Raw genomic sequence first — 22,782 nt, forward strand, 5'->3', positions numbered from 1 at the left:
TACCTGAGAGGGTTCGGGTGAGGCTTGCCCCTCACCCGAACCCTCTCTCTCCAGTCAGAGAGAGAGGGTGATTCGTCTCCCGGCGTGGCCGGAACCGTTTACGCTTTGGTGCCTTTCAGCAGCGCCAGCACTTCTTCAACACTGGTGGTGCGGGTCAGGCGTTCAATCACCGACTCATCATCCAGCGCGTTAGTCAGGCTGGTAATCACGTGAATGTGCTCGTTATTGCGTGCCGCGATACCGATAACCAGACGGGCTACGTCATCTTCGTCTTCGCCAAAGCGAACCCCTTCCGGATACTGGCAGAACACCACGCCGGTCTTCAGGACGCGATCTTTAGCTTCAATCGTGCCGTGTGGTACCGCGATGGACTCGCCCAGATAGGTGGAGGTCAGTTTTTCACGATCCAGCATCGCCTGGACATATTCAGGCTCAACGTAGCCGCCTTTCACCAGCTGCTCGCCCGCGAAGCGGATCGCCTCTTCTTTGGTCGCCGCTTTGCGACCGAGGAAGATATTCTCTGCGCCAAGCTTAAACAGATTTGTGTCGGCGGCCTCGAAGCTGTCTTTCAGACTGCCGCGGACTTTCTCTTCGTTGTCAGTATGGCGCTGCGCCGCAACCAGACGCTCGGTCAGGCTGGTGTACAGGCCGCTGTCGAGGAAGTTGGTCAGCGAAATGTGCTGGGCCTGCGGCACCTGGCGCATCGCCCGCTCGGTCAGATCGCGGTGGGTAATCACCAGGTCGACATCCGGCGGCAGGTTGTTAATGGCGCAGTTGGTGACGGAGATATTGCCCAGCCCCGCATCCTGCACTTTTTTACGCAGCACCCCGGCACCCATGGCGCTGGAACCCATGCCGGCATCGCAGGCCACGATGATTTTGCGCACGTGGCTCAGATCGTTAGCCACGGCACCTGCAGACAGCGGAGTAGCCGCGCCTTTGGATTCAGCTTTCATATCCTGCATGCGACGGGTCGCAGCATCGATATCATCTTCTTCTTTCACTTTGCTGGTTTTCAGCAGAATGGCGGAGACCACAAAGGAGACGGCCATTGCGGCAATAATGGCCGCGATGTTAGCGAAGTACGCCCCTTTCGGCGTCATCGCCAGCACCGCAAGGATAGAACCTGGGGAAGCAGGAGAAACCAGACCGCCGTTGAGGATAGTCAGGGTGAACACGCCGGTCATACCGCCGAGAATAACGGCAAGGATCAGACGCGGGTTCATCAGTACGTACGGGAAGTAGATTTCGTGGATACCGCCCAGGAAGTGGATGATTGCCGCACCGCCTGCAGACTGCTTCGCGTTACCGCGACCAAAGAACATGTATGCCAGCAGTACGCCCATCCCCGGGCCCGGGTTGGCTTCAATCAGGAAGAAGATTGATTTGCCCAGCTCATGAGACTGCTGAATACCCAGCGGCGAGAAGATGCCGTGGTTGATAGCATTGTTCAGGAACAGGATTTTCGCCGGTTCAACGAAGATAGATGCCAGCGGCAGCATGTCATGGACAACCATGAAGTTAACGCCCGCCGCCAGAATTTTGGACAGGACTTCAACCGCCGGGCCAATGCCGAGGAATGCCAGAATGGCGAGGATCATCCCGATAATACCGGCGGAGAAGTTGTTCACCAGCATCTCGAAACCGGACTTAATCTTACCGTCTACCCAGCTATCAAAATGTTTAATCGCCCAGCCGCCCAGTGGACCTGCGATCATGGCGCCGAGGAACATCGGCATGTCCGCGCCGACGATGACGCCCATGGTGGTAATGGCACCGACGACGCCGCCACGCTCACCGCCAATTAACTTACCGCCGGTATAGCCGATAAGCAGCGGCAGCAGGTAGGTGATCATCGGGCCGACTAACTTCGCCAGCGTCTCATTCGGTAACCACCCTGTCGGTATGAATAATGCGGTGATGATACCCCACGCGATAAACGCGCCGATGTTTGGCATCACCATATTGCTGAGGAAACGACCAAAGCTTTGCACCTTGATCTTGATATCGGATGACATAAAACACCCCTTCTTCTGTTTTGCTTATCGCGTAGGCTAAAAGCCCGAGGCTTGTTGTGAATATGGCGGCAGAGGTCGCCGGACCCTGATTGATAAAGCGAATCTGGCACTGAATCGTTAAACTGTCCAGTCGGTGGGTTTTAGTGTGATTCTGATCACATGAATATAGGTATCTGGCAGGTATTTGTAGTGACGTGCATCACAAAATGGGTGTGCAAAAAAAAGACAATGGGTCAAAATTCGCCTGATTAGGCTAATTAATGTGAATTACATCACATAATATTGTTTTCAGTTTGTCTCGATATTGTGACTTTGTTCACAAAAAATAATTCGCTGAATTTTGCGGATGTGATCGCCGGCAAACTCTGCTCGCTCGCACTGCGGCCGGCGTCGGTAAACAGGCTGCAGAATGAAAAAACATCATCGGCGTACCGTATGGAAAAAAGTCAGAATGTGGCTTAAGCTCAACATGTAAAGATAAGTCTATAGTTCTTCAGGATATATTTTGTCACGCTTAAAAACTTGCAAGGAGAATAACTAAAAACAATACTCCCCGGCCTTAAATTATAAGTGCATTTTCCTTTTACTTAAATTTCATTAATTAATTTGGTTGCTTACCATTTTATATCATTGATGAGCTGACGTCGTGTTTAGTGAGGCACATATGTTTCTCAACTATTTTGCGCTGGGTGTATTGATCTTCGTTTTTCTGGTTCTCTTTTATGGAATTATCGCGATTCATGATATTCCCTATTTAATGGCTAAAAAACGTAATCATCCCCACGCTGATGCCATCCATACCGCCGGGTGGGTGAGCCTGTTTACGCTGCATGTTATCTGGCCATTCCTGTGGATCTGGGCCACTCTCTACCAGCCTGAGCGCGGGTGGGGAATGAAATCTCATATTCCTCCATCTGAACGCGATCCCGATATCGATCGGCTTTCACAACGTGTTGCCGAGCTGGAAAAAAGACTGGGTGCGGTGCCCTCATCCGCAGATAAAGAGACCCCGGAGCGCTAATCATGGATCTGTTAATTGTATTGACCTATGTGGCGATTGCATGGGCGGTTTTTAAGATATTTCGCATTCCGGTTAACCAGTGGACTCTCGCCACGGCGGCATTAGGCGGTATATTTCTCGTCAGCGCCCTTATTTTATTAATGAACTATAACCATCCTTATACATTTACTGCACAAAAGGCGGTTATTTCGATTCCCATTACGCCACAGGTGACCGGTATCGTCAGTACCGTGACGGATAAAACGAATCAACGTGTTAATAAGGGTGATGTCCTGTTTACGATTGATCCCGTGCGCTATCAGGCCCGGGTAGATAGACTGCAGGCCGATCTGGTGACCGCGCTGCACAGCATCAACACTCTGAAGGCGCAGCTTTCAGAAGCGCAGGCAAACACGGTGCGTGTTTCCGCCGAGCGCGATCGGCTCTACAAAGACTACCAACGCTACCTGAAAGGCAGCCAGGCGCGGGTCAACCCGTTCTCTGAAAGCGATATCGATAATGCCCGGCAAAACTATCTGGCGCAGGATGCGTTAGTAAAAGCATCGGTTGCCGAGCAGGCACAGATTCAGAGTCAACTGGACAGCATGGTGGGCGGTGAGCAGTCGCAGGTTGTCAGTCTGCGCGCGCAGTTAGCGGAGGCGAAATATAACCTCGACCAGACCGTTATTCGCGCGCCAAGCAACGGCTATGTTACCCAGGTGCTGATCCGTCCCGGCACCTATGCGGCAGCGCTGCCGCTGCGCCCGGTGATGGTCTTTATCCCGGAACAAAAACGGCAGATTGTTGCTCAGTTCCGCCAAAACTCGCTGCTGCGACTGAAGCCAGGCGATGATGCCGAAGTGGTCTTTAACGCGCTGCCGGGCCAGGTATTCCATGGCAAGCTGACCAATATTCTTCCGGTGGTCCCGGGTGGATCTTACCAGGCTCAAGGGGCATTACAGTCGCTGACGGTCTTACCGGGAACCGATGGCGTACTGGCGACAATTGAGCTGGATCCCAACGCGGATGTCGACTCGCTGCCGGACGGTATTTATGCTCAGGTGGCGGTCTATTCCGACCACTTCAGCCATGTATCGGTCATGAGAAAGGTCCTGCTGCGCATGACCAGCTGGATGCACTACCTCTACCTGGATCATTAATTGCGATGAAGGCAGGCTGACGTTAAGTCTGACCTGCCTTTTGCCTGCGCCTGAACCATACTTATACCCGTCATACTTCAAGTTGCATGGTCGTTGGCAATACTCGGCCCATCCCTGGGCCTTGCCCTACGGGCGCTGCGAACAGCGTTCAAATTCGTTCCTGACGAATTTGTCCTCGTTCACCCCAGTCACTTACTTGAGTAAGTGACTGGGGATTCTCTGCGTCGCCGCGTTACTCGGCCTTCGGCCTCGCCCCTGTGGGGGCAGCGTAAACGCTGTTCAACAACGTCGAAAGCGTTGTGGTCCTGCAACTCGAATTATTTTGGCTATAGAGCCTGTCCCATCAGGCTTCTACTTTTTTGTTGGCGAAAGGAGCAGGTAATGAAACTGATCGGCAGCTACACCAGTCCCTTTGTGCGTAAAATCTCCGTCATTCTGCTGGAGAAAAACCTCCCCTTCGAATTCGTCAATGAATTTCCCTACCAGGACGTGAACGGCGTCGGGAAATACAATCCCTTGGGTAAGGTGCCGGTGCTGGTCACGGACGGCGGCGAATGCTGGTATGACTCCCCCATTATCGCGCAATACCTTGATCAGCTCGGCGCTGCGCCGGCAATGGTGCCAGCGGACCCGAAAGCGGCGTTGAAAATGCGTCAGCTGGAGGCGCTGGCCGACGGCGTAATGGAGGCGGCGCAGGCGCTGGTGCGCGAAAAGAGCCGTCCGGCTGCGCAGCAGTCAGAAAGCGAGCTGCTGCGCCAGCGGGAGAAAGTGACCCGGGGACTCGATGCGCTGGAAGCCTATGTCGCCGATGGCAGTCTGCGTATCGACGAGGTCAATCTGGCCACGATTTCAGCGGCGTGCGCGATTGCCTATCTCAACTTTCGGCGGGTTGCGCCCGGCTGGTGCGCGACGCGGCATCAGCTGATTAAGCTGGTCGATGCGCTTTTCCAGCGCGCCAGTTTTGCCCGTACCGAACCGCCAAGGACTTGACCCAGGCAGGTAACAGTTTCCTCCCGGAGACGTTACAATCACCGCTGATTTGTTGACTCCCTCTCCCGTCGGGAGGGGGGTAAATAACTTACCGCCAGGTCCATTCATGACTACCGATATTCGTGCGCTTTACACCCGGCTGCCGGCCACCGACCGTTTGCTTCGCGATCCCGCTTTTTCTGCTGTGCTGGCCCGCTATGGCCATGCTCAGGTGGTGGCGCTGCTGCGCCAGATGCTGGAGGAGGCGCGGGAATATATTCGTCAGCAGCAGGCGCTGCCGGCCTGGTGCGATGACTGGCCGCAGGAAACCGGGCGACGGCTGGCGCAAACGCTGCAAAGCGCGCTGCGCCCGGTGTTCAATCTCACCGGCACGGTGCTGCATACCAACCTGGGGCGCGCAATTCAGGCAGAAGCGGCGGTTGATGCAGTTGCACAGGCGATGCGTGCGCCGGTCACGCTGGAGTACAGCCTGGATGATGCCGGGCGCGGCCACCGCGATCGGGCGCTGGCGGAGCTGCTGTGCCGCATAACCGGCGCGGAAGATGCCTGCATCGTCAACAATAACGCTGCGGCGGTGCTGCTGATGCTGGCGGCCACCGCCGGCGGTAAAGAAGTGGTGCTCTCGCGCGGCGAGCTGGTGGAGATCGGCGGTGCATTCCGTATTCCCGATGTGATGCGCCAGGCGGGTTGTATCCTGCATGAAGTCGGCACCACCAACCGCACCCATGCGAAAGATTATCGTCAGGCCGTGAATGAGAATACCGGGCTGTTGATGAAAGTCCATACCAGCAATTACAGCATCGAGGGCTTCACGACGGCCGTCGATGAGGCCGGACTGGCGGCGATTGGCCGCGAAACGGGGATTCCGGTGGTGGCTGATTTGGGCAGTGGTTCGCTGGTTGACCTGAGCCAGTATGGTCTGCCGAAAGAGCCGATGCCGCAGGAGATGATCGCGGCGGGAGTCAGTCTGGTGAGCTTCTCCGGCGATAAGCTGCTGGGTGGTCCGCAGGCGGGGATTATCGTTGGTGAGAAGGCGATGATTGCCCGTCTGCAGCAGCACCCGCTTAAGCGCGCGCTGCGAGCGGATAAAATGACCCTTGCCGCGCTGGAAGCCACTCTGCGGCTCTATCTGCATCCGGAAACGCTGGCCGATCGGCTGCCCACCCTGCGCCTGCTGACCCGCACGGCGGAGGCGATTCAGGCGCAGGCGTTGCGCCTGCAGCCGTTGCTGGCCGTGCACTACACGCAGTTTGAGGTGCGGGTGGAGCCATGTCAGTCGCAAATTGGCAGCGGTTCGCTACCGGTAGACCGTCTGCCTGGGGCGGCGCTGACCTTTACGCCGCGCGATGGTCGTGGTAGTCAGCTGGAGGCGCTGGCGGCCCGTTGGCGCGGGCTGACGATCCCGGTTATCGGACGGATTTACGATGGGCGTCTGTGGCTGGACTTGCGCTGTCTTGAAGATGAACCCCGGTTTATGGAGATGCTATTACAATGATTATTGCCACCGCCGGACATGTTGACCACGGTAAAACAACGCTGCTGCAGGCGATTACCGGCGTTAATGCTGACCGCCTGCCGGAAGAGAAATCACGCGGGATGACGATCGATCTGGGGTACGCCTACTGGCCACAGCCCGACGGTCGCGTGCTGGGGTTTATCGATGTGCCTGGCCACGAAAAGTTTTTGTCTAACATGTTGGCGGGCGTGGGTGGCATTGACCACGCGCTGCTGGTGGTGGCCTGCGATGATGGCGTGATGGCGCAGACCCGCGAGCATCTGGCCATCCTGCAGCTGACGGGAAAGCCGTCGCTGACGGTGGCGTTGACCAAAGCGGACCGCGTCGAGGCGCAGCGCGTTGAAGAGGTGCGTGGCGACGTGACGGCGGTGCTGGCAGAATTTGGTTTTACCGACGCCACGTTGTTTGCCACCGCGGCTACTGAAAACCAGGGGATCGCCGAACTGCGCGAGCATTTACTGCAGCTGTCCGCCCGTGCGCACCCGCAGCACCAGCGTTTTCGCCTGGCGATCGACCGGGCCTTTACGGTTAAAGGTGCCGGGCTGGTGGTGACCGGAACGGCGCTGTCGGGCGAGGTCAATGTGGGTGATACGCTGTGGCTGACCGGGGTCGATAAACCGATGCGCGTGCGCGGTCTGCACGCCCAGAACCAGGCCGTCGGGCAGGCCTGGGCAGGCCAGCGTATCGCCCTGAATATTGTTGGCGATGCGCAAAAAGAGGCGCTGAATCGCGGCGACTGGCTGCTCTCGGTGCGGCCGCCGGAGGCTTCTGAACGGGTGATCGTTGAGTTGCAGTGCCACACGCCGTTGACGCAATGGCAATCTTTGCATATCCATCATGCCGCCAGCCATATTACCGGACGCGTATCGCTGCTGGAGGGGGATCTCGCCGAACTGGTACTCGATACTCCGCTGTGGCTGGCAGATAACGACCGCCTGGTGCTGCGCGATATCTCCGCTCGCGTTACCCTGGCGGGTGCCCGCGTGGTGACGCTAAATCCGCCGCGGCGCGGTAAGCGTAAGCCTGAATATTTACAATGGCTGGCGGCGTTAGCCGCGTCGCAGGGGGATGATGCTCAGGCGCTGGATATTCATCTGCAACGCGATGCCGTCCGTCTCGATGATTTTGCCTGGGCGCGCCAGCTCAGCGATGAAGGCCTGAACGTGTTGATTAACCGCCCGGATTACCTGCAGGCGGGCAACAGTCTGCTCAGCGCCCCGCTGGCCGCGCGCTGGCAGCGCAAGCTGCTTGATGCCCTGGCGCGCTATCACGATCAGCATCGCGATGAGCCGGGTCCGGGCCGCGAGCGTTTGCGACGTATTGCGCTGCCGATGGAGGACGAAGCGCTGGTACTGCTGCTGATTGAGCAGATGCGCGCCAGCGGGACTATCGATAGCCATCACGGATGGTTACATCTGCCGGAACACAAAGCGGGCTTTACCGAAGAACAGCAGAGCATCTGGCTGCGGGTTGCCGACCTGTTTGCCGACGAGCCCTGGTGGGTACGTGACCTGGCGAAAGAGGCGGGCGTTGAAGAGGCGCTGATGCGCGCGGTGCTGCGTCAGGCGGCGCAGCAGGGGATGATTACCGCGATCGTCAAAGATCGTTATTACCGCAACGATCGGATCGTGGCCTTTGCCAGAATGATCCGCGATTTGGATCAGCGGCGCGGTTCAACCTGCGCCGCAGACTTCCGCGACACGCTGAATGTCGGGCGCAAGCTGGCGATTCAGATTCTTGAATATTTCGACCGGATTGGCTTTACCCGCCGACGTGGCAACGACCATATCCTGCGTGATAAGGCACTGTTCCTGTAGCCAGGGAAATCCCGGAGGCGGTGCTTGACCCGCCTGTCCGGGCTACCAGACCGACCCGGTAGCCCGCTCAGCGCAGCGCTACCGGGAAATCTGAATCCGCCAGTGGTTCAGCGACAACCTTCGCGCTTATTCCTCTGCTTCTTTTACCCAAATGCGCATCTCGCCTTCGCCACGGTTGGCCCAGCTAAACCACGGAATAAAGGTCAGGGTCTGCGGCTGGCGGGTTGTCGGCGCACGATCATAATGCCATAGCGCCTGCTGGCCGGCGTCTTCCGCTGTCTGCTTATAACCTGGCGCCTGCAGGATCACCTTGTGGGCAAAAATCCCTTTCCCTTCAAAGGCGCTGAACCCGGCGTTGCGTGGCAGCTGCAGGTTATGCAATTGCTCGCCGTTATCCGCCTGCTCCAGGCAGTACACTAGCGGACCGCGCTGGACAGCGACCTGGCCGGCCTGATGACGCACCAGCGGATTACCGTAAAGGCGGCGCACCGGCATCGGCAGCGTTAACAGAAGCGTGTCGCCTTCCTGCCAGCGATGGCTAATATGCAGATACCCCTTGCGTACATCCTGGGCCACTGGCTTGCCGTTGAGCGTCACCTGCGGGTTATCGCACCAGTCCGGCAGGCGCAGCGCCAGGGTGTGATTGATCGGCGTCGGTGAGTCGACAGCTATCTTCACCTGCTCCTGCCACGGATAGTTACCGCTGATCCGCAGGCGCAGGGTTTCATCACCCACCGGGATCTCCGCGCTGTTACCCACGTACAGGTTGATGTACAGCGCATCCTGATGCGGCGTGTAGATATAGTGCCCCAGCGAGGTCAGTACGCGGGCTATGTTTGGCGGGCAGCAGGCGCAGCCAAACCAGCGTTGACGCACCGGCTTCACGTGGTCATAGATATGGTTGAATTTTAACGATGTCGGGTGCACTTCCAGCGGGTTAACGTAAAAGAAGTGTTTACCATCCAGCGCCATCCCGCCCAGCACGGTGTTATACAGCGCACGCTCCATCACATCGGCATACTGGCTGTCGGCTTCCATCTCCAGCATCCGACGGGCAAACATCATCAGTCCGATAGACGCGCAGCTTTCCGCGTAGACCGTGTCGTTTGGTAGGTCATAGTCGCTGCTGAAGGCTTCGCCGCTGCTCTGCGAACCAATGCCGCCGGTAATATACAGCTGGCGCTGAGCCATATTGTTCCACAGGCGCAGGCAGTCCTGACGTTTGCCCTCGTCCTGACTTAAGCGGGCGAGATGGGCGACGCCGGTCATCATGTAGACAAAACGTACCGCATGGCCGATGGCGACAGGCTGTTCGGAAATCGGCTGGTGCGCCTGGCTGTAGGGCTTATCCATCACCATCCAGGCCGGGCCGTAGGTATTCCAGTAGGAGGTTTTGCCACGCTTTTCATATTCGATATCGTAAAAGTGCGGCTGCGTGCCGCGCTCTTCAACGAAATAGTTCACCAGCGCCAGATAACGCGGCTCCTGGGTAATGTCGTACAGGCGCATTAACGCCAGCTCGATCTCCGGGTGGCCAGGGTAGCCGTGCAGCTGGTTGTCGCCGGGGCCGAACACGTTGTCGATATGATCGGCAAGACGGCAAACGACCTCCAGAAGGCGGCGTTTGCCGGTGGCCTGGAAGAAGGCGACGCCCGCTTCAATCATGTGGCCCGCGCAGTACAGCTCATGACATTCTGCAAGGTTAGTCCAGCGTTCCGCCGGGGCTTTGACCGTGAAGTAGGTGTTCAGGTAGCCATCTTCGCACTGGGCGGCCGCCACCAGTTCAATCACCTCGTCAGCGGTTTTTTCCAGTTCGGCGTCCGGCTTCTGACATAGCGACCAGGCAACGGCTTCCAGCCATTTAGCCACGTCGCTGTCCTGAAAGACCATACCGTAAAATTCTCCTTCCTGCTGCCCTGCGGCAATCCGGAAGTTTTCGATTGCATGGCTCGGATCCGCCTCGGCAATACGGTCGTTTAGCGCATCCCATTGATACGGGATCACCACATCGCGCACCAGCTGCTGGTACTGGCCGAGGAACGGGTCGTTGATTTTCAGTTTGTGCAGATCGACTTCCATAACAGACATAACGGACTCCTTAAGACTGGACGTGACGCGTACGCAGGTCGCTGGCAATGCGCGCCATCATAGGATTATTAAGCTTGCAGGCGCGAATGGTGAAGGCCAGCAGCAGGTGGAACAGGGCCGGCAACAGGGTCTCCATGCTGGAGATGCCGGCCAGCGATGATGCCGTTTGGTTTTCCGCGCCCGGCTGATAGGCCACATAGATAAACACCAGGCTGATAATGCCGGCGCTGGAGGCCCATGCCAGCTTGATGAAGAACAGGTTAAAGGCGAAGTTCATGCCGGAAGAGCGCACGCCGGTTTTCCATTCACCGTAATCGTCGGAGAAGGCCATCAGCGAGAAGTGCAGCGGCAGGGTGAAGCCGAGAATGATGCCGTTACTGAGGATCACCACCAGCCATAAGGTCTGGTACGCCGGGCCGGTCGGTAAAAACCACATCGCGAAGGCGATCGCGGCTAACACCAGGTTGGTGTAGTAATAGAGTTTGACGGTATCAAAGCGGCGCGACAGCAGGTTGATAATCACCGAGCCGCCAATCGAGGCGAAGGTCACCATGGTGAAGAACAGCGAGGTATAGCCGGTCGAGCCGCCCAACACGTAGGTGATGAAGTACATGTAGCCGCCGCCGCGGATATTAAAGACGTTGATCAGCAGGAACGACATCACCAGCATCAGCAGCAGCTGGTCATTCTGGCGCAGTCCGGCGATATGTTCGCGCAGGGTGAATTTCCCCATCATGTCCAACGAGACGCGTTCGCGAACCCAGAAGAAGCAGCACAGGAACATCACCACCGCAATGGCGCAGAGTACGCCGACGCCATACTGATAGCCCTGTGCGGTGTTGCCCTGACCGAGCGCCTTCACCAGCCACGGCAGCCCAACGGATACCAGGAATCCTGCCACGCCGCACAAGACAAAACGCCACGCCTGACACGAGATCACTTCGCTGTGGCGCGTGGTCATAGTGTTAATCAGCGCGCAGTAGGGCACGTTAATCGCGGTATAGCTCACCGACAGCAGCAGATACGTGCCGAAAGCCCAGGCGATTTTTACGCCCATACTGGCATCCGGCACGGTAAAGGTCAGTACGCCGATAATGCCGATGGGCAACGCTATCCATAGCTGCCACGGGCGAAAGCGTCCCCAGCGGCTTTGGGTGCGGTCGGCCAGCACGCCCATGATCGGGTCGGAGATGGCGTCAAACACGCGCAGCGCCAGGAATAGCGTCCCGACCAGCGCCGGCGTCAGTCCAAACACGTCGGTATAGAAGAAAGTTAAAAAGTTCATGATCAGGCAGGTAATGACCGTCCCGCCCGCATCGCCCAGGCCGTAACCGATTTTTTCACGGAGCGTGAGGGAATCGTCCTGAGTGCGTTGTGCTAAATCACTTGTGGTAATCGGAGCCGAAGTCATAAATAACTCCCGGAGATGATGTGCGGAATAATATCCCGCTGAAGTGCGGGCTTTTATTTGTCATTTGCAAAGTATGTTATTTATTCTGCACTAAATACCTGGGCTAACAAGGGAAGGGAAAAGTATAAAAAGGTGACGATTCCGACTTCATGATAAAAGTGTGATTGCGATCCTGAATCATGCTGTTTTATCGTGAATAATCAAAGGTAAAGCGAATATCTGGTGATGCAAATAGCGGGGATTTTCATATCTATGCTTGAATTATCCATGTCTTTACCGATTAAAGTCCAAAATGGCGGGTTATTTATTTCTCGCGGTATTGGTAGCCATCCGGCACGACAGCTTCGTTCCTGGGAAATCATCTTCGTTGAAAAAGGGACATTAACGATTCGCGAAGATAACGAGGTATTTAGCGTGAATGCCGGGGAAAGTTTGCTGCTGTGGCCAGAGCGCTTGCATGTCGGGGTAGGGCAATTTCCGGCGGATTTAAAATTCTACTGGCTGCATTTCGAAGTGGTAGCAGACGAGGCCGCCTCGCCGCCCGAAGCGCTACTGGCGGTGCCCCAGCACACGCGGGTGAGTGAGCCGCAATATATTATCTCCCTGTTCAGGCAATTCTTGCACGAACAGGAAAATATTCATCGTAGCGTCGCGCTGGAGCTGATCCTGCTGCTGATTTTGCAGCAGATTGCGGCGGCGGCCAGCGAACAGCCTGCCGATAGTCCCGGCACCGCGCTGGCCTGGAAAGCGCAGCAAATCATCCTCACCCGGTTTCATCTGCCCATTTCTGCCTCCACGCTGGCGAAGGAGCTGCACTGCAACGCGGACTACCTCGGGCGCGTCTATCGCCATGCTTTCAGGCTGACGCTAACCGAAGCGCTGCATCGCCAGCGGGTGAGGGCGGCGGAAAAGCTGCTGATCAGCGATTCGCTGTCATTGACCGACGTGGCGTCGAAATGCGGGTTTAATGATGTGGGCTATTTCCGCAAAATTTTCCGCAAGCACACCGGTCTGACCCCGGCGGCATGGAAGCGTCGCTACTGTAAGGAGCACGTGAATTCGGCGTAGGAACGGCCTCCTCCGGGCGGAGAAGGCGCGGTGGTAGGGTGGTCAGTTTTGCCCGTAATAGGCATTGGCGCCGTGTTTACGCAAATAGTGTTTATCGAGCAGTTCAGACTGCATATCAGGCAGTTGCGGGGCCAGCTGGCGCGAGAACAGCCCCATGTAAGCGCACTCCTCCAGCACCACCGCGTTATGCACGGCATCGGCGGCATCTTTGCCCCAGGCAAACGGGCCGTGTGAGTGGACGAGGACCGCCGGAATTTGCGCCGGATCCAGCCCGCGCTCTTCAAAGGTTTTAATGATCACTTCGCCGGTCTGATATTCGTATTCGCCGTTAATTTCGTCCACGGTCATCAGACGGGTACAGGGAATGGCGCCGTAGAAATAGTCGGCATGGGTGGTGCCCCATGCCGGCAGGTCAATGCCCGCCTGCGACCAGATCGTCGCGTGGCGGGAATGGGTGTGCACGATCCCGCCGATCTGCGGATAGCGGCGATAGAGCGCCAGATGGGTCGGGGTATCGGACGACGGTTTTTTGCTGCCTTCAACGACCTTGCCGCTGGCTAACTCCACCACCACCATATCGTCGGCGGTCATTACCGTATATTCGACACCGGAAGGTTTGATGACCATCAGCGTGCGCGTGTCATCGACCGCGCTGACGTTGCCCCAGGTAAACGTCACCAGCTGGTGGGCCGGCAGCGCCAGGTTGGCAGCCAGGACCTCGGCTTTGAGTTGTTCTAACATGTAAATCCTCCTTCCTGCATCCGCGATTCAATCCAGCGACGTGCCTGGATAATTTCCAGCACCGGTTCGCTGGCTTTCTCCGTCCACATTTCAATCAGAAACGATCCGCGATAGTTCAGTTCGTGCAGGGTTTTGAAAATGCCAACAAAATCGACACAACCTTCGCCAAACGGCACGTCACGAAACTGTCCGGGACTGTGCGCGGTGACCGGCTGGGTATCTTTCAGGTGGATGGCGGCGATGCGATCGATACCCAGTTTGAGTTCGGCGGCCACGTCGTTGCCCCAGGCGCTGAGGTTGCCGACGTCCGGATAAACGGTGAACCATGGGGAAGAGAGCATCTCATCCCACGCTTTCCACTTGCTGATGGAGTTCATAAAGGCGGTATCCATGATCTCCACCGCCAGCATCACCTGCGCAGCTGCGGCCTGTTCCACCGCCCACGCCAGCCCTTCGGCAAAGCGCTGGCGGGTGCCTTCATCGTGCTCCTCGTAGTAGACGTCATAGCCCGCCAGTTGAATGGTGCGGATGCCCAGATCGCGCGCCAGACGGATGGCTTTGGTCATGATCTCCCGCGCCCGCTGGCGGATGGACTCATCGCGGCTGCCAAAGGGGAAGCGGCGGTGGGCGGAGAGGCACATCGACGGAATGGCTACTCCGGTCTCCAGCATGGCGGTCACCAGCGAGGCGCGCTGAGCGGGGCTCCAGTCGAGGCGTGACAGGCGTTCGTCAGTCTCATCTACCGACATTTCGACAAAATCAAACCCGCAGCTTTTTGCCAGCACCAGCCGCTCCGGCCAACTGAGATCTTTGGCCAGCGCTTTCTCATAGATACCTAACGGATGATTACGCATGCTGTTCTCCCCAGATGGCGTCAATCTGTGCGTGGAATTCGGCGGCAACCTGTGCCGGGTGGGCGGCGCCTGATAATGCACGTCCGGCAATAAACGCTTTAACGTTAATATCACGGAACAGCGCCAGGTCAGCGGGGGTGATCCCGCCGGTAATCGACAGTTCGAGGCCAATATCCGACAGCGCCTTCATGCGCGTCAGATCGGCGTCACCCCACTGTTGCCCGCTGGCCTGGGCGTCGCGTCCGCGGTGGTAGATCGCCTGACGAACCCCGGTGCGATACCAGCCACGGGCATCCTCCAGCGTCCAGTTGCCGAACAGCTCCATCTGAATTTCTCCGCCGCAGGCCTGCGCCACGGCGTGGCCTTTCTCTACCGTGGCGAGCGGGGCGGCGCAGATGATAGTCATCCAGTTGGCGCCGGCGTTAAACGCCTGCTGTGCGAGGGTTTCGCCGGCATCGGCCACCTTCCAGTCGGCGACGATAATTTTGTCCGGACACTGGGCGCGCAGGGCGGTCACCGCGCGCAGCCCTTCGGCAAGGCACAGGATCGTGCCGGCTTCGACGATATCGACGTGGTCCTGTAACAGGGCGACATCGTGCTGTGCCGCCTGAAGATGGGTATGGTCGAGCGCCAGTTGCAGTAATGGACGGCTCATAGTGCGTGCTCCTTAATGCGGGCGTGATAGCCCTGCAGTGCCTGAATCAAATGTTGGTATTGCTGGTATTTGTGCTGGTAACGCGCGTGCGCGGCCATGTCGGGCTGCAGCGTGCGTACCGGATGTTGTAAATCGTGCTGGGCGTCTTGGAAGGTGCGGTAGACGCCGGTCCCGACGCGGGCGGCAAGCGCCGCGCCGAAGCACCCGGTCTCCTCGACCTGCGGCAATTCGATACACAGACCGCTGACGTCGGCCAGCATCTGCATCCAGACGTCAGAGTGCGCCGGGCCGCCGGTGACGCGCAGGGCGTGAACATCGGTAAAGCGTTCACGCATGCGGTTCAGGTGGGTCATATGGCTGAAGACCACTCCTTCGTAGACCGCCTGCAGCAGATGGGCGCGGGTGTGCAGCGCCTGCAGGCCGTAAAACCCGCAGGTCATCTCCAGCCCGGCGTTGCTGCCATAGAGAAACGGCAGGAAAAAGAGCTGGCCGTCGGCTTTCGGCAGCCCGGCGACGGCCCGGTTGATCTCATCGAAAGAGAGGTCGCCCCATTGGGCCGTGAACCATTCAAGATTGCCGGAAGAGGTTGGGCTGGCTTCATGAACGATGTACTGCCCGTCATTGACGTAGCGACCGTAGACGTAAGGGTGGGCCTCGTGATTGCGCAGGCCGTGGGTTATTCCACTGGTCACCGCCCAGGTCCCCATTACCGCATTGAGGGTAAACTCATCTTCGATACCCGCGCAGAGTGCGGTGGAAACCACATCAAACAGACCGCCGACGACGGGAGTTCCCGCCGCCAGACCGGTGATAGCGGCTGCCTGAGCGGTGATTTCCCCGCATATTTCTGCTGAACCGACGATGGGCGGTAAGGCGTTATCGATTTCACTGATGCCCAGCCAGCGGGTCAGCTGTGGGTCGTACTGGCCGGTTGCCATGTTGTAGAGGTTGGACTCGGAGATGTTGCTCTCCTCGCAGCCTTTAACGCCGGTTAAGCACCAGCGCAGGTAGTCGTGGCCCATCATGACGCTGCCGATTTGCGCGTAACGCTGAGGTTCATGCTCTTTTACCCAGCGCAGCAGCGAGGCCGGATGCCCGGTCCACAACGTCTGGCGGGTGACCGGATACAGCTGCTCAGGGATGCCGTCCTGCTGCCAGCGCTGGACGATATCCAGCGCCCGGCGATCGGAGGAGAGCATGGCATTGCCCAGTGGCCGATCCTGTTTATCCAGGAGAAACAGCCCCTTGCCCTGCGCCGAAATACCGATCCCGGTAATCTGTTCGCCCACGACGCCGGTGCGTTGTAGTAGCCCGGCAATGGTCGCCACGCACTGTTGCCAGAGCTGGTGCATGTCGCGTTCGGCATAGCCCGGCAGGGGCGACGCCGTCTGCAGCGATTGCCGATGAATGCCATGCTCATGACCTTTGGCGTCATATAAACCGGCTTTCAGATAGGTACCACCGCAGTCGATACCGAGCCAGAAGGTCTTTTTCTCACTCATCTTTGCATTCTCTTTGTTGCCGGGAGGCGCAGACCCCCCGGCAGGGGTTACGCCGCGTGTTTACGTGGGCTCATCGTCTTTAGCGGGGCTGCGCCGGTATCGCATTTCGACGGCAGCAGAAGGGCCATCAGCGCAGCCAGCGCCAGGGAGATCGCCAGGCAGTAAACGCCGGCGTCTTTGCTGTAAAGGGTGATCAGTACGCCCACCGCGTAGGGACCGCAGAAGCCACCGAGGTTGCCGAGGGCGTTGATGACGCCACGGGCGCCGCCGGCCATTTCAGCGCTGAACAAGCGGGCCGGAATGGTCCAGAACACCCCCGCCGCGGACTGCAGGAAGAAGCCACAACCCACCAGCGCGGCATAGGCCAGCCAGACGTTGTTTTTCAACGCCACCGACAGGAACATGCACAGGGCAAAGCCAACCAGCGGCAGGCAGACGAACAGTTTGCGTTTTCCGGTACGGTCAGAGAGGGAAGAGAACAGGAACATCCCGGCAATCGCCCCGACGTACGGCAGGATAGCGAGCATCCCAACCTGCCCCATGCTGCTGTGCGTCAGCTCTTTGAGAATGGTGGGGAGCCACAGGGTGTAGCCGTAAATACCGGTCTGATAGAAGAAATTCAGGGCGATCAGTTGCCACATGGTTCTGTCGGCCAGTACAGCGCTGAGAGACGCATTTTTGACGGTGGTTCCGGCGATGGCGCGTTGTTCGGCGGCGAGGGTATCGACCAGGTAGCGCTTTTCGGCTTCAGAAATCCACCGGGCTTCCTGCGGACGGTCGTAGACGGTATAGGCCCACAGGGCTAATACCACCACTGAGAGCAAGCCTTCAATAATGAACAGCCAGCGCCAGTCGAGGATGGTAATGATCCATCCGGAGAGCGGGGCGGTGATAATGCCGGCAATCGGGACAAACATAATCACAATCGCGTTGGCGCGGCCACGTTCAGCATCCGGGAACCAGTTGCTGATCATCGTCAGCACCACGGGCAGCATGCCTCCTTCGGCGACACCCAGTAAGAAACGCAGGACCAGCAGCTGATACTGGTTGGTGATTAACCCGGTCAGGACCGAAATGACCGCCCAGGCGACCAGCGACCAACCAATAAACTTCTTGCCGCTGCCGTGGACCGCGATTTTCCCGCCCGGCACCTGTAAAAACAGATAGCCGATAAAGAATATCCCGCCCGCAAGCCCTGCCATGGTGGCGGAAATACCGAGTTCGGCATCCATCCCGCCGGGCATAGCAAAGGCAATGTTGACCCGGTCCATATAGGAAATAATACACGCGATAAGAATAGGGGGAATAATTCTTAACCAGCGTTGGCGCGGAATATCCGTGGTTGTAGCGTAAGAGGAAGTGTTCATATTAATCTCGTGTTTAAAGTAACTGACGTTGCGATTAAATTGACGCTTTATATTTATTGTTGGGCTATGTTTAACGCGTTAATGCCATCGCGTAATATGGCTATGCGATGATTCGCATCAGCATTCTCATCAATTTCCAGTAACTTAATACCGGCAAACTGTAATTTTGCTGAATCAGCCACATTAAATAATTCTTTGGCGTGCGCCGCCGTTAACAGGCTGTGCGGGCAGAACGGGGCGAACGGTGTGTGCAGGTCAGTCCATTCGCCATACGGCCCTTCGGTCGCGGTGCCAGAGAACATCAGCGCCCCCAGTTTTCCTGCGGCATGTACCGCCTGAGCGTGCGTCAGCGGCAGGGCGGCGTTACGCCCTTCAATCGCCGACCGCGCCCAGTTGATACAGATATCAATGCGGTAACCTGCCAGGACCTCCAGCACGTTTTCCAGCGGCAAAAAGCCTTTGCGTGGCGCCGGCTGGTTCATGGCATCACAATGTTCCAGTACGAGTGAGCATGACCAGTCCCAGGCCGCAATCTCTTTGATTGAGCGGGCGAAAGCATCGGTTGCCTGCTCTACGTTCGCATTGCCTGCAAGCGGCGCTGCCTGCAGTTCCAGGGCGATCACCTTGCCAGCAAAACGTTTGTTTAGCGCATTGATTTTGTTGTGTAAATGACGATGGAATTCGATGCATGCCAGGCGCTGTTCTTCATCGCTGGAGGCCAGGCCGAAAGCCGTGTTGCCGCCGCCACGGCGACGCATGGTTTCCGGGATGGCAGTCACCACCATCTGCCACTCCTGCGGCGTATGCTGGAGCAACCACTCATCGCCATAGGGGTGAAAGTTCTCATGACATGGCTGCTCGAGCCCACGGATGTGGGGCGTGTCCGCGAGTAAGCGCCAGAATTCCGTCTCTTCTTGTTCGCTCTTTTGGTGAAATGAGGGCGCACAAGGGTATGCGCCGATGATATAACCGGCGTCATTTCTTTCCATTTTTCACTCCTTTTATTTATCGTCGTGCGACAAATAAATTACGGATTAATCTAAAGCGGAAATAGCAACTTTAACCACTATTTTCCTGATTGCCGTTGCCCGGTGTTTATTACAGGCTGGTCGGTGAACATCCTGCGGGAAAAATATGGCGTAGTTCCCCGGCCTCATTTCTATTAACGATTCATTTTCGCTGTGGTGATAGAAAATAATATCCCGCTGCTCAAGTAATTCTTCACTGACGACATTATTGCCGGTATCGATAGCAACACCGATCTGCTCTTCACCGGAATATAAAAACTGGATATCCAGGTAGCGGCGGTGTACTTCCGGGCGCAATTCATCGTGCGGGCGGGTGGTCAGGTCGAGGATCTGCGCGAAGATCGTGCGCCCCTCGATTTCGACCACCCCGGTCTCCAGCTTGCTGAAGTCCGTGGTGCGCAAAAAATCCAGTGCTTTTTCAATCGCCGCCGGGTACCGGCAGGCGTTGGGTTGGGAAATATGTCCATAAATCATGATGATATTCCTTACAGCGCTTTGATTTTTGCCCACACGCTGTCATCAACGGTGATGCCGTTGCGGCGGTTCTCTTCCAGCAGACGGGAAAACTCATGACCGGGCAGACGGACCGGCACGTTTTCGTCGGCACGTTCGGCGCTGGTGATGTAATCCATGATGCGTTGCAGCTTGGCGTCGCGAGTGGCTCCGTCGATCAGCTTGTCCACTTCGATAGCGATAAAGACTTGCGAAATGTTGAATTCGTCACTGTTGTCTTCAGTTACTGCAGCAACGGAAGCGCCATCGGAGAGCAGGGTGGCGATCATGTCCAGCACAATGGAGAGGCCTGAACCTTTCCAGTAGCCCATCGGCAGAATACGGCGGTTTTTCTCGATGGGTGCCGGGTCTTTGGTCAGGTTGCCTTCGTCATCGAAGCCGCCGTCAACCGGCAGCTGGCGGCCCGCCAGACGGTTCACTTCCAGCATGCCGTAGGAGAACATCGACATTGACATGTCCACCATGGTGATCGGCGTCGACGGAATAGCGACGATCAGTGGGTTCGTCCCGATGCGGCACTCTTTGGCGCCCCACGGCGGCATCACGGCAATGGAGTTGGTCCAGCAGATACCGATGTAGCCTTTTTCCGCCGCCTGCCAGCCGTAGCTGCCGCCGCGCATCCAGTGGTTGGCGTTGCGTACCGCAACCAGACCAATACCGTGGTCAGAAGCCAGTTCAATAGCCCGATCCATCATTTTTTTCGCCGTCAGGTTACCGATTGAACGCTGGGCATCCCACTGCTCAATTGCCCCCAATGAAGCGGTACGTTTTGGCAGGGCCTCCGGGATGATATCGCCGTTTTCCAACTGCTGAATAAAGCGCGGGAAACGGTTTACGCCGTGTGAATAGACCCCTGACTCGGTGGTGCGAGCGAACATTTCTGCACAGGCATCGGCAGTTTCAGCCGCCACGCCGCGTGCCAGCAGGACACGGGTAAACTCATTTTTAAGGTCAGAAAAACTCAATAACATACGTTTTCTCCATTACATCTTATGTTTCACATAGTGGAATGTGATTCCACTAAATAGTGTCGGGTTGCAAAAACACGCCGGCAGGACCGGTGCGTGTCGGTGTGATTCTGGTTTATCCCTGAAGGCGGGACGGGGTGAAGGTCACCCGGTACAGCGATGTCGTCGCCGTAATAAAAAGCGCATTCCCGTCGGGGCCACCAAAGGTGCAGTTAGAGACGCGCTCGGGGACCGCAATGGTGTCCAGTAATTCGCCTGCGGCGGAGAAAATCAAAATCCCCGTTTCGCAGCTGCAGTAAATATTCCCGTCCTGGTCGACGCAAAATCCGTCCGGAATACCCGGTTTGACCTGGGTTACAACGTGGGAAAATAGCGCGTTATCGCCTTCAAGACGGTAAGCACGAATTTCCCGGCGACCCTGGCTCGGAAAATCAATAACCGACATATCTGCCACGTATAGCCATTTATCATCTGGCGAAAAGGCCAGCCCGTTGGGGCGCTGGGTATCGCTGATGGCAATAGCGACCTGGTGACGCGCTTCATCAAAGCGATAGACGTAGCAGCCAATGACCTGACTTGCGGCGCGATAGCCCTCTTCGTCACCGACGATGCCGTAGGGCGGATCGGTAAACCAAATCGACCCGTCCTGGCGCACCGCGATATCGTTGGGGGAGTTAAAACGCAGCCCATCGACTTTATCCACCAGCAGGGTGTGATTGCCTGCGGCGTCGGTACGGCTGATCCCGCGCCGACCGTGCTCGCAGGTTAACAAGCGCCCTTGTAAGTCCCGCGCGTTGCCGTTGGCAAAGTGGGATTCGGCACGAAACACGCTGACGCCATTTTGCGCATCCCAACGGAACATTCTGTTGCCTTTCACATCGCTGAAAATCAGGCACTGCTGGTCTGCCAGCCACACCGGGCCTTCCGCCCAGATCGCCGGTGAGCACAGGCGTTCAATACTTCCCGTGACGGCTAACATTTCACTTCACGCCCCAGATGGCTTTGTAGCGATCGCGATAATGGTTGTCCGGGTCGAATTCGTTGTTCTGGCCGCCGTCGGCGGCGATGTTCTCTTTGGTTACCAGATGCGCCGGGGTGACATAACCAGACGGCGCTTTGCCCGCGAAGGCGCGGTTAAATTCATCCAGCAGCTGCCAGCCGTGCAGTTTCAACGGTTCTGGTACGGTTGCGATCTGCGCTTTGCCTTCACGTACGCGCTGGTAGGCGGTGACGGAACCGTCGCCAGCGGAGATGTTGTACGGTGGTTTATCTCCGCTGCCTTTGCCCGCGGTTTGCAGGGCAGGGGCCATAAAGTCGAAGTACAGGTCGTTAATCGCCAGCGAGTATTCGAATTTATCGCCATATTTTTGGATCAGGCTGTAGGTCATGCCCGGCATGCGGTTGGAGGTATCGGCCAGCGGGGTATCGATAAACTCCACCACCTGGCAACCGCTGCATTGCTCAATCACCTTCTTCATCGCGTTGGCTTTATCCAGCGCGATTTGGTACAGCGAGTCGGTGAAAATCAGCACCTTGGCGGTGCCGTTGGATTTCGCCACCGCATACAGCGCCGCCATGCGCGAGACTTCGTTCGAGTCGGAGGTCACGTTGTAGAAAATGTTGTAAGCCGGAACCGGGCCAGGCGCGGGAACCGCGTGCCATGCGGTCAGCACGATGCCCTCTTTCACGGCTTTTTTCAGCGGAATTTTGGCGACGTTCGGGTTCCAGCCGCCAATGACGATACCGTCCGGTTTACGGGCGATTGCCTGGTTTAGCGCCGCCAGTTGATCTTTCACCGAACCTGCACCATCCAGTACATCCAGCTGCCAGCCTGCGGCTTTCACCGCTTCCTCCAGTCCCTCTTTAACGCCCAGCACGCCGCCGTTTTTCATGTCCGAGGCGATGAAAATGATCTTCTTATTCGGCTGCAGCGCCGGACCCTGGGTTGGGCCGTCCCATGTGGTGACTGGTGCGGTCGCTTTGGCAATCGCCGTTTTCGCTTGCTGAACAAAGGCATCGTCGGCGAGGCTGAAACCACTTGCCATCATCAACCCGGCAGCCAGACAGCATTGAACTATTTTTTTAT

General features: G+C 57.2%; 19 protein-coding genes. 6 read left to right on the forward strand and 13 right to left on the reverse strand.

Going from position 1 to position 22,782, the window contains the following annotated elements; all coding sequences use genetic code 11:
- Nucleotides 1-98 precede the first annotated feature (98 nt).
- Entirely contained in the window at nucleotides 99-2,018 is a 1,920-nt protein-coding gene (locus AC236I_RS00800; protein WP_004868884.1) for a PTS mannitol transporter subunit IICBA, read from the reverse strand.
- 664 nt (nucleotides 2,019-2,682) lie between these two features.
- On the opposite strand from AC236I_RS00800, the gene AC236I_RS00805 reads away from it, so the two are divergent.
- From AC236I_RS00805 to selB, 5 genes are all read left to right on the forward strand, one after another.
- Entirely contained in the window at nucleotides 2,683-3,039 is a 357-nt protein-coding gene (locus AC236I_RS00805) for a DUF3302 domain-containing protein (protein WP_075808153.1), read from the forward strand.
- Between the two features lie 2 nt (nucleotides 3,040-3,041).
- Entirely contained in the window at nucleotides 3,042-4,178 is a 1,137-nt protein-coding gene (locus AC236I_RS00810) for an HlyD family secretion protein (protein ID WP_004868880.1), read from the forward strand.
- 381 nt (nucleotides 4,179-4,559) lie between these two features.
- Nucleotides 4,560-5,168 carry a glutathione S-transferase gene (locus tag AC236I_RS00815; protein WP_487608667.1) on the forward strand — a complete coding sequence of 203 codons (609 nt, stop codon included), beginning with the start codon at nucleotides 4,560-4,562 and terminating at the stop codon, nucleotides 5,166-5,168.
- A gap of 106 nt (nucleotides 5,169-5,274) precedes the next feature.
- Nucleotides 5,275-6,663, forward strand: coding sequence for an L-seryl-tRNA(Sec) selenium transferase (selA, locus tag AC236I_RS00820; protein WP_032718387.1), 1,389 nt, complete (start codon nucleotides 5,275-5,277; stop codon nucleotides 6,661-6,663).
- Nucleotides 6,660-8,501, forward strand: a complete 1,842-nt coding sequence (gene selB, locus AC236I_RS00825; protein ID WP_097357968.1) for a selenocysteine-specific translation elongation factor — start codon at nucleotides 6,660-6,662, stop codon at nucleotides 8,499-8,501. Before selA ends, selB begins: the two co-directional genes overlap by 4 nt.
- A 126-nt stretch (nucleotides 8,502-8,627) precedes the next feature.
- On the opposite strand, the gene AC236I_RS00830 is transcribed toward selB, so the two are convergent.
- Together AC236I_RS00830 and AC236I_RS00835 are read right to left on the reverse strand one after the other, a co-directional pair.
- Nucleotides 8,628-10,589, reverse strand: coding sequence for a glycoside hydrolase family 127 protein (locus AC236I_RS00830; RefSeq protein ID WP_097357967.1), 1,962 nt, complete (start codon nucleotides 10,587-10,589; stop codon nucleotides 8,628-8,630).
- Between the two features lie 10 nt (nucleotides 10,590-10,599).
- Nucleotides 10,600-12,000, reverse strand: coding sequence for an MFS transporter (locus AC236I_RS00835; protein ID WP_487608668.1), 1,401 nt, complete (start codon nucleotides 11,998-12,000; stop codon nucleotides 10,600-10,602).
- Nucleotides 12,001-12,252: 252 nt separating this feature from the next.
- Between AC236I_RS00835 and AC236I_RS00840 the strand changes: the two genes are divergently transcribed.
- The gene (locus AC236I_RS00840; protein ID WP_065907228.1) at nucleotides 12,253-13,068 is read left to right on the forward strand and encodes a helix-turn-helix domain-containing protein; all 816 of its coding nucleotides are present in this window, start codon (nucleotides 12,253-12,255) and stop codon (nucleotides 13,066-13,068) included.
- A gap of 42 nt (nucleotides 13,069-13,110) precedes the next feature.
- Here the strand turns inward: AC236I_RS00840 and araD are convergent, their stop codons facing one another.
- The 10 genes from araD to AC236I_RS00890 form a co-directional block, all read right to left on the reverse strand.
- The gene (gene araD, locus AC236I_RS00845) at nucleotides 13,111-13,809 is read right to left on the reverse strand and encodes an L-ribulose-5-phosphate 4-epimerase (protein ID WP_004868864.1); all 699 of its coding nucleotides are present in this window, start codon (nucleotides 13,807-13,809) and stop codon (nucleotides 13,111-13,113) included.
- Nucleotides 13,803-14,663, reverse strand: coding sequence for an L-ribulose-5-phosphate 3-epimerase (locus AC236I_RS00850; RefSeq protein WP_004868862.1), 861 nt, complete (start codon nucleotides 14,661-14,663; stop codon nucleotides 13,803-13,805). The genes araD and AC236I_RS00850 overlap by 7 nt, the downstream gene beginning before the upstream one ends.
- Complete coding sequence (gene ulaD / locus AC236I_RS00855; protein WP_071359838.1) at nucleotides 14,656-15,318, reverse strand: 3-keto-L-gulonate-6-phosphate decarboxylase UlaD; 663 nt, start codon at nucleotides 15,316-15,318, stop codon at nucleotides 14,656-14,658. Before ulaD ends, AC236I_RS00850 begins: the two co-directional genes overlap by 8 nt.
- Nucleotides 15,315-16,820, reverse strand: coding sequence for an FGGY-family carbohydrate kinase (locus AC236I_RS00860; RefSeq protein WP_004868856.1), 1,506 nt, complete (start codon nucleotides 16,818-16,820; stop codon nucleotides 15,315-15,317). Before AC236I_RS00860 ends, ulaD begins: the two co-directional genes overlap by 4 nt.
- 47 nt (nucleotides 16,821-16,867) lie before the next feature.
- Complete coding sequence (locus tag AC236I_RS00865) at nucleotides 16,868-18,187, reverse strand: MFS transporter (RefSeq protein ID WP_487608669.1); 1,320 nt, start codon at nucleotides 18,185-18,187, stop codon at nucleotides 16,868-16,870.
- 53 nt (nucleotides 18,188-18,240) lie between these two features.
- Entirely contained in the window at nucleotides 18,241-19,176 is a 936-nt protein-coding gene (locus AC236I_RS00870; RefSeq protein ID WP_044350498.1) for a DUF4862 family protein, read from the reverse strand.
- A gap of 45 nt (nucleotides 19,177-19,221) precedes the next feature.
- Nucleotides 19,222-19,689: a NanQ anomerase/TabA/YiaL family protein gene (locus tag AC236I_RS00875; RefSeq protein WP_004868849.1), complete on the reverse strand. Its 468-nt coding sequence runs from the start codon at nucleotides 19,687-19,689 to the stop codon at nucleotides 19,222-19,224.
- 11 nt (nucleotides 19,690-19,700) lie between these two features.
- Nucleotides 19,701-20,699 (reverse strand): 3-dehydro-L-gulonate 2-dehydrogenase, encoded by a 999-nt coding sequence (gene yiaK / locus AC236I_RS00880; RefSeq protein ID WP_004868847.1) that lies wholly within the window; start codon nucleotides 20,697-20,699, stop codon nucleotides 19,701-19,703.
- A 112-nt stretch (nucleotides 20,700-20,811) separates the two neighbouring features.
- On the reverse strand, nucleotides 20,812-21,675 hold the full coding sequence (locus AC236I_RS00885) for an SMP-30/gluconolactonase/LRE family protein (RefSeq protein ID WP_004868844.1): 864 nt from the start codon (nucleotides 21,673-21,675) through the stop codon (nucleotides 20,812-20,814).
- 1 nt (nucleotide 21,676) lies between these two features.
- Nucleotides 21,677-22,744: an ABC transporter substrate-binding protein gene (locus AC236I_RS00890; protein ID WP_048756834.1), complete on the reverse strand. Its 1,068-nt coding sequence runs from the start codon at nucleotides 22,742-22,744 to the stop codon at nucleotides 21,677-21,679.
- Between the last annotated feature and the right edge of the window lie 38 nt (nucleotides 22,745-22,782).

The sequence above is a fragment of the Klebsiella sp. Sb-30 genome, assembly GCF_057652795.1.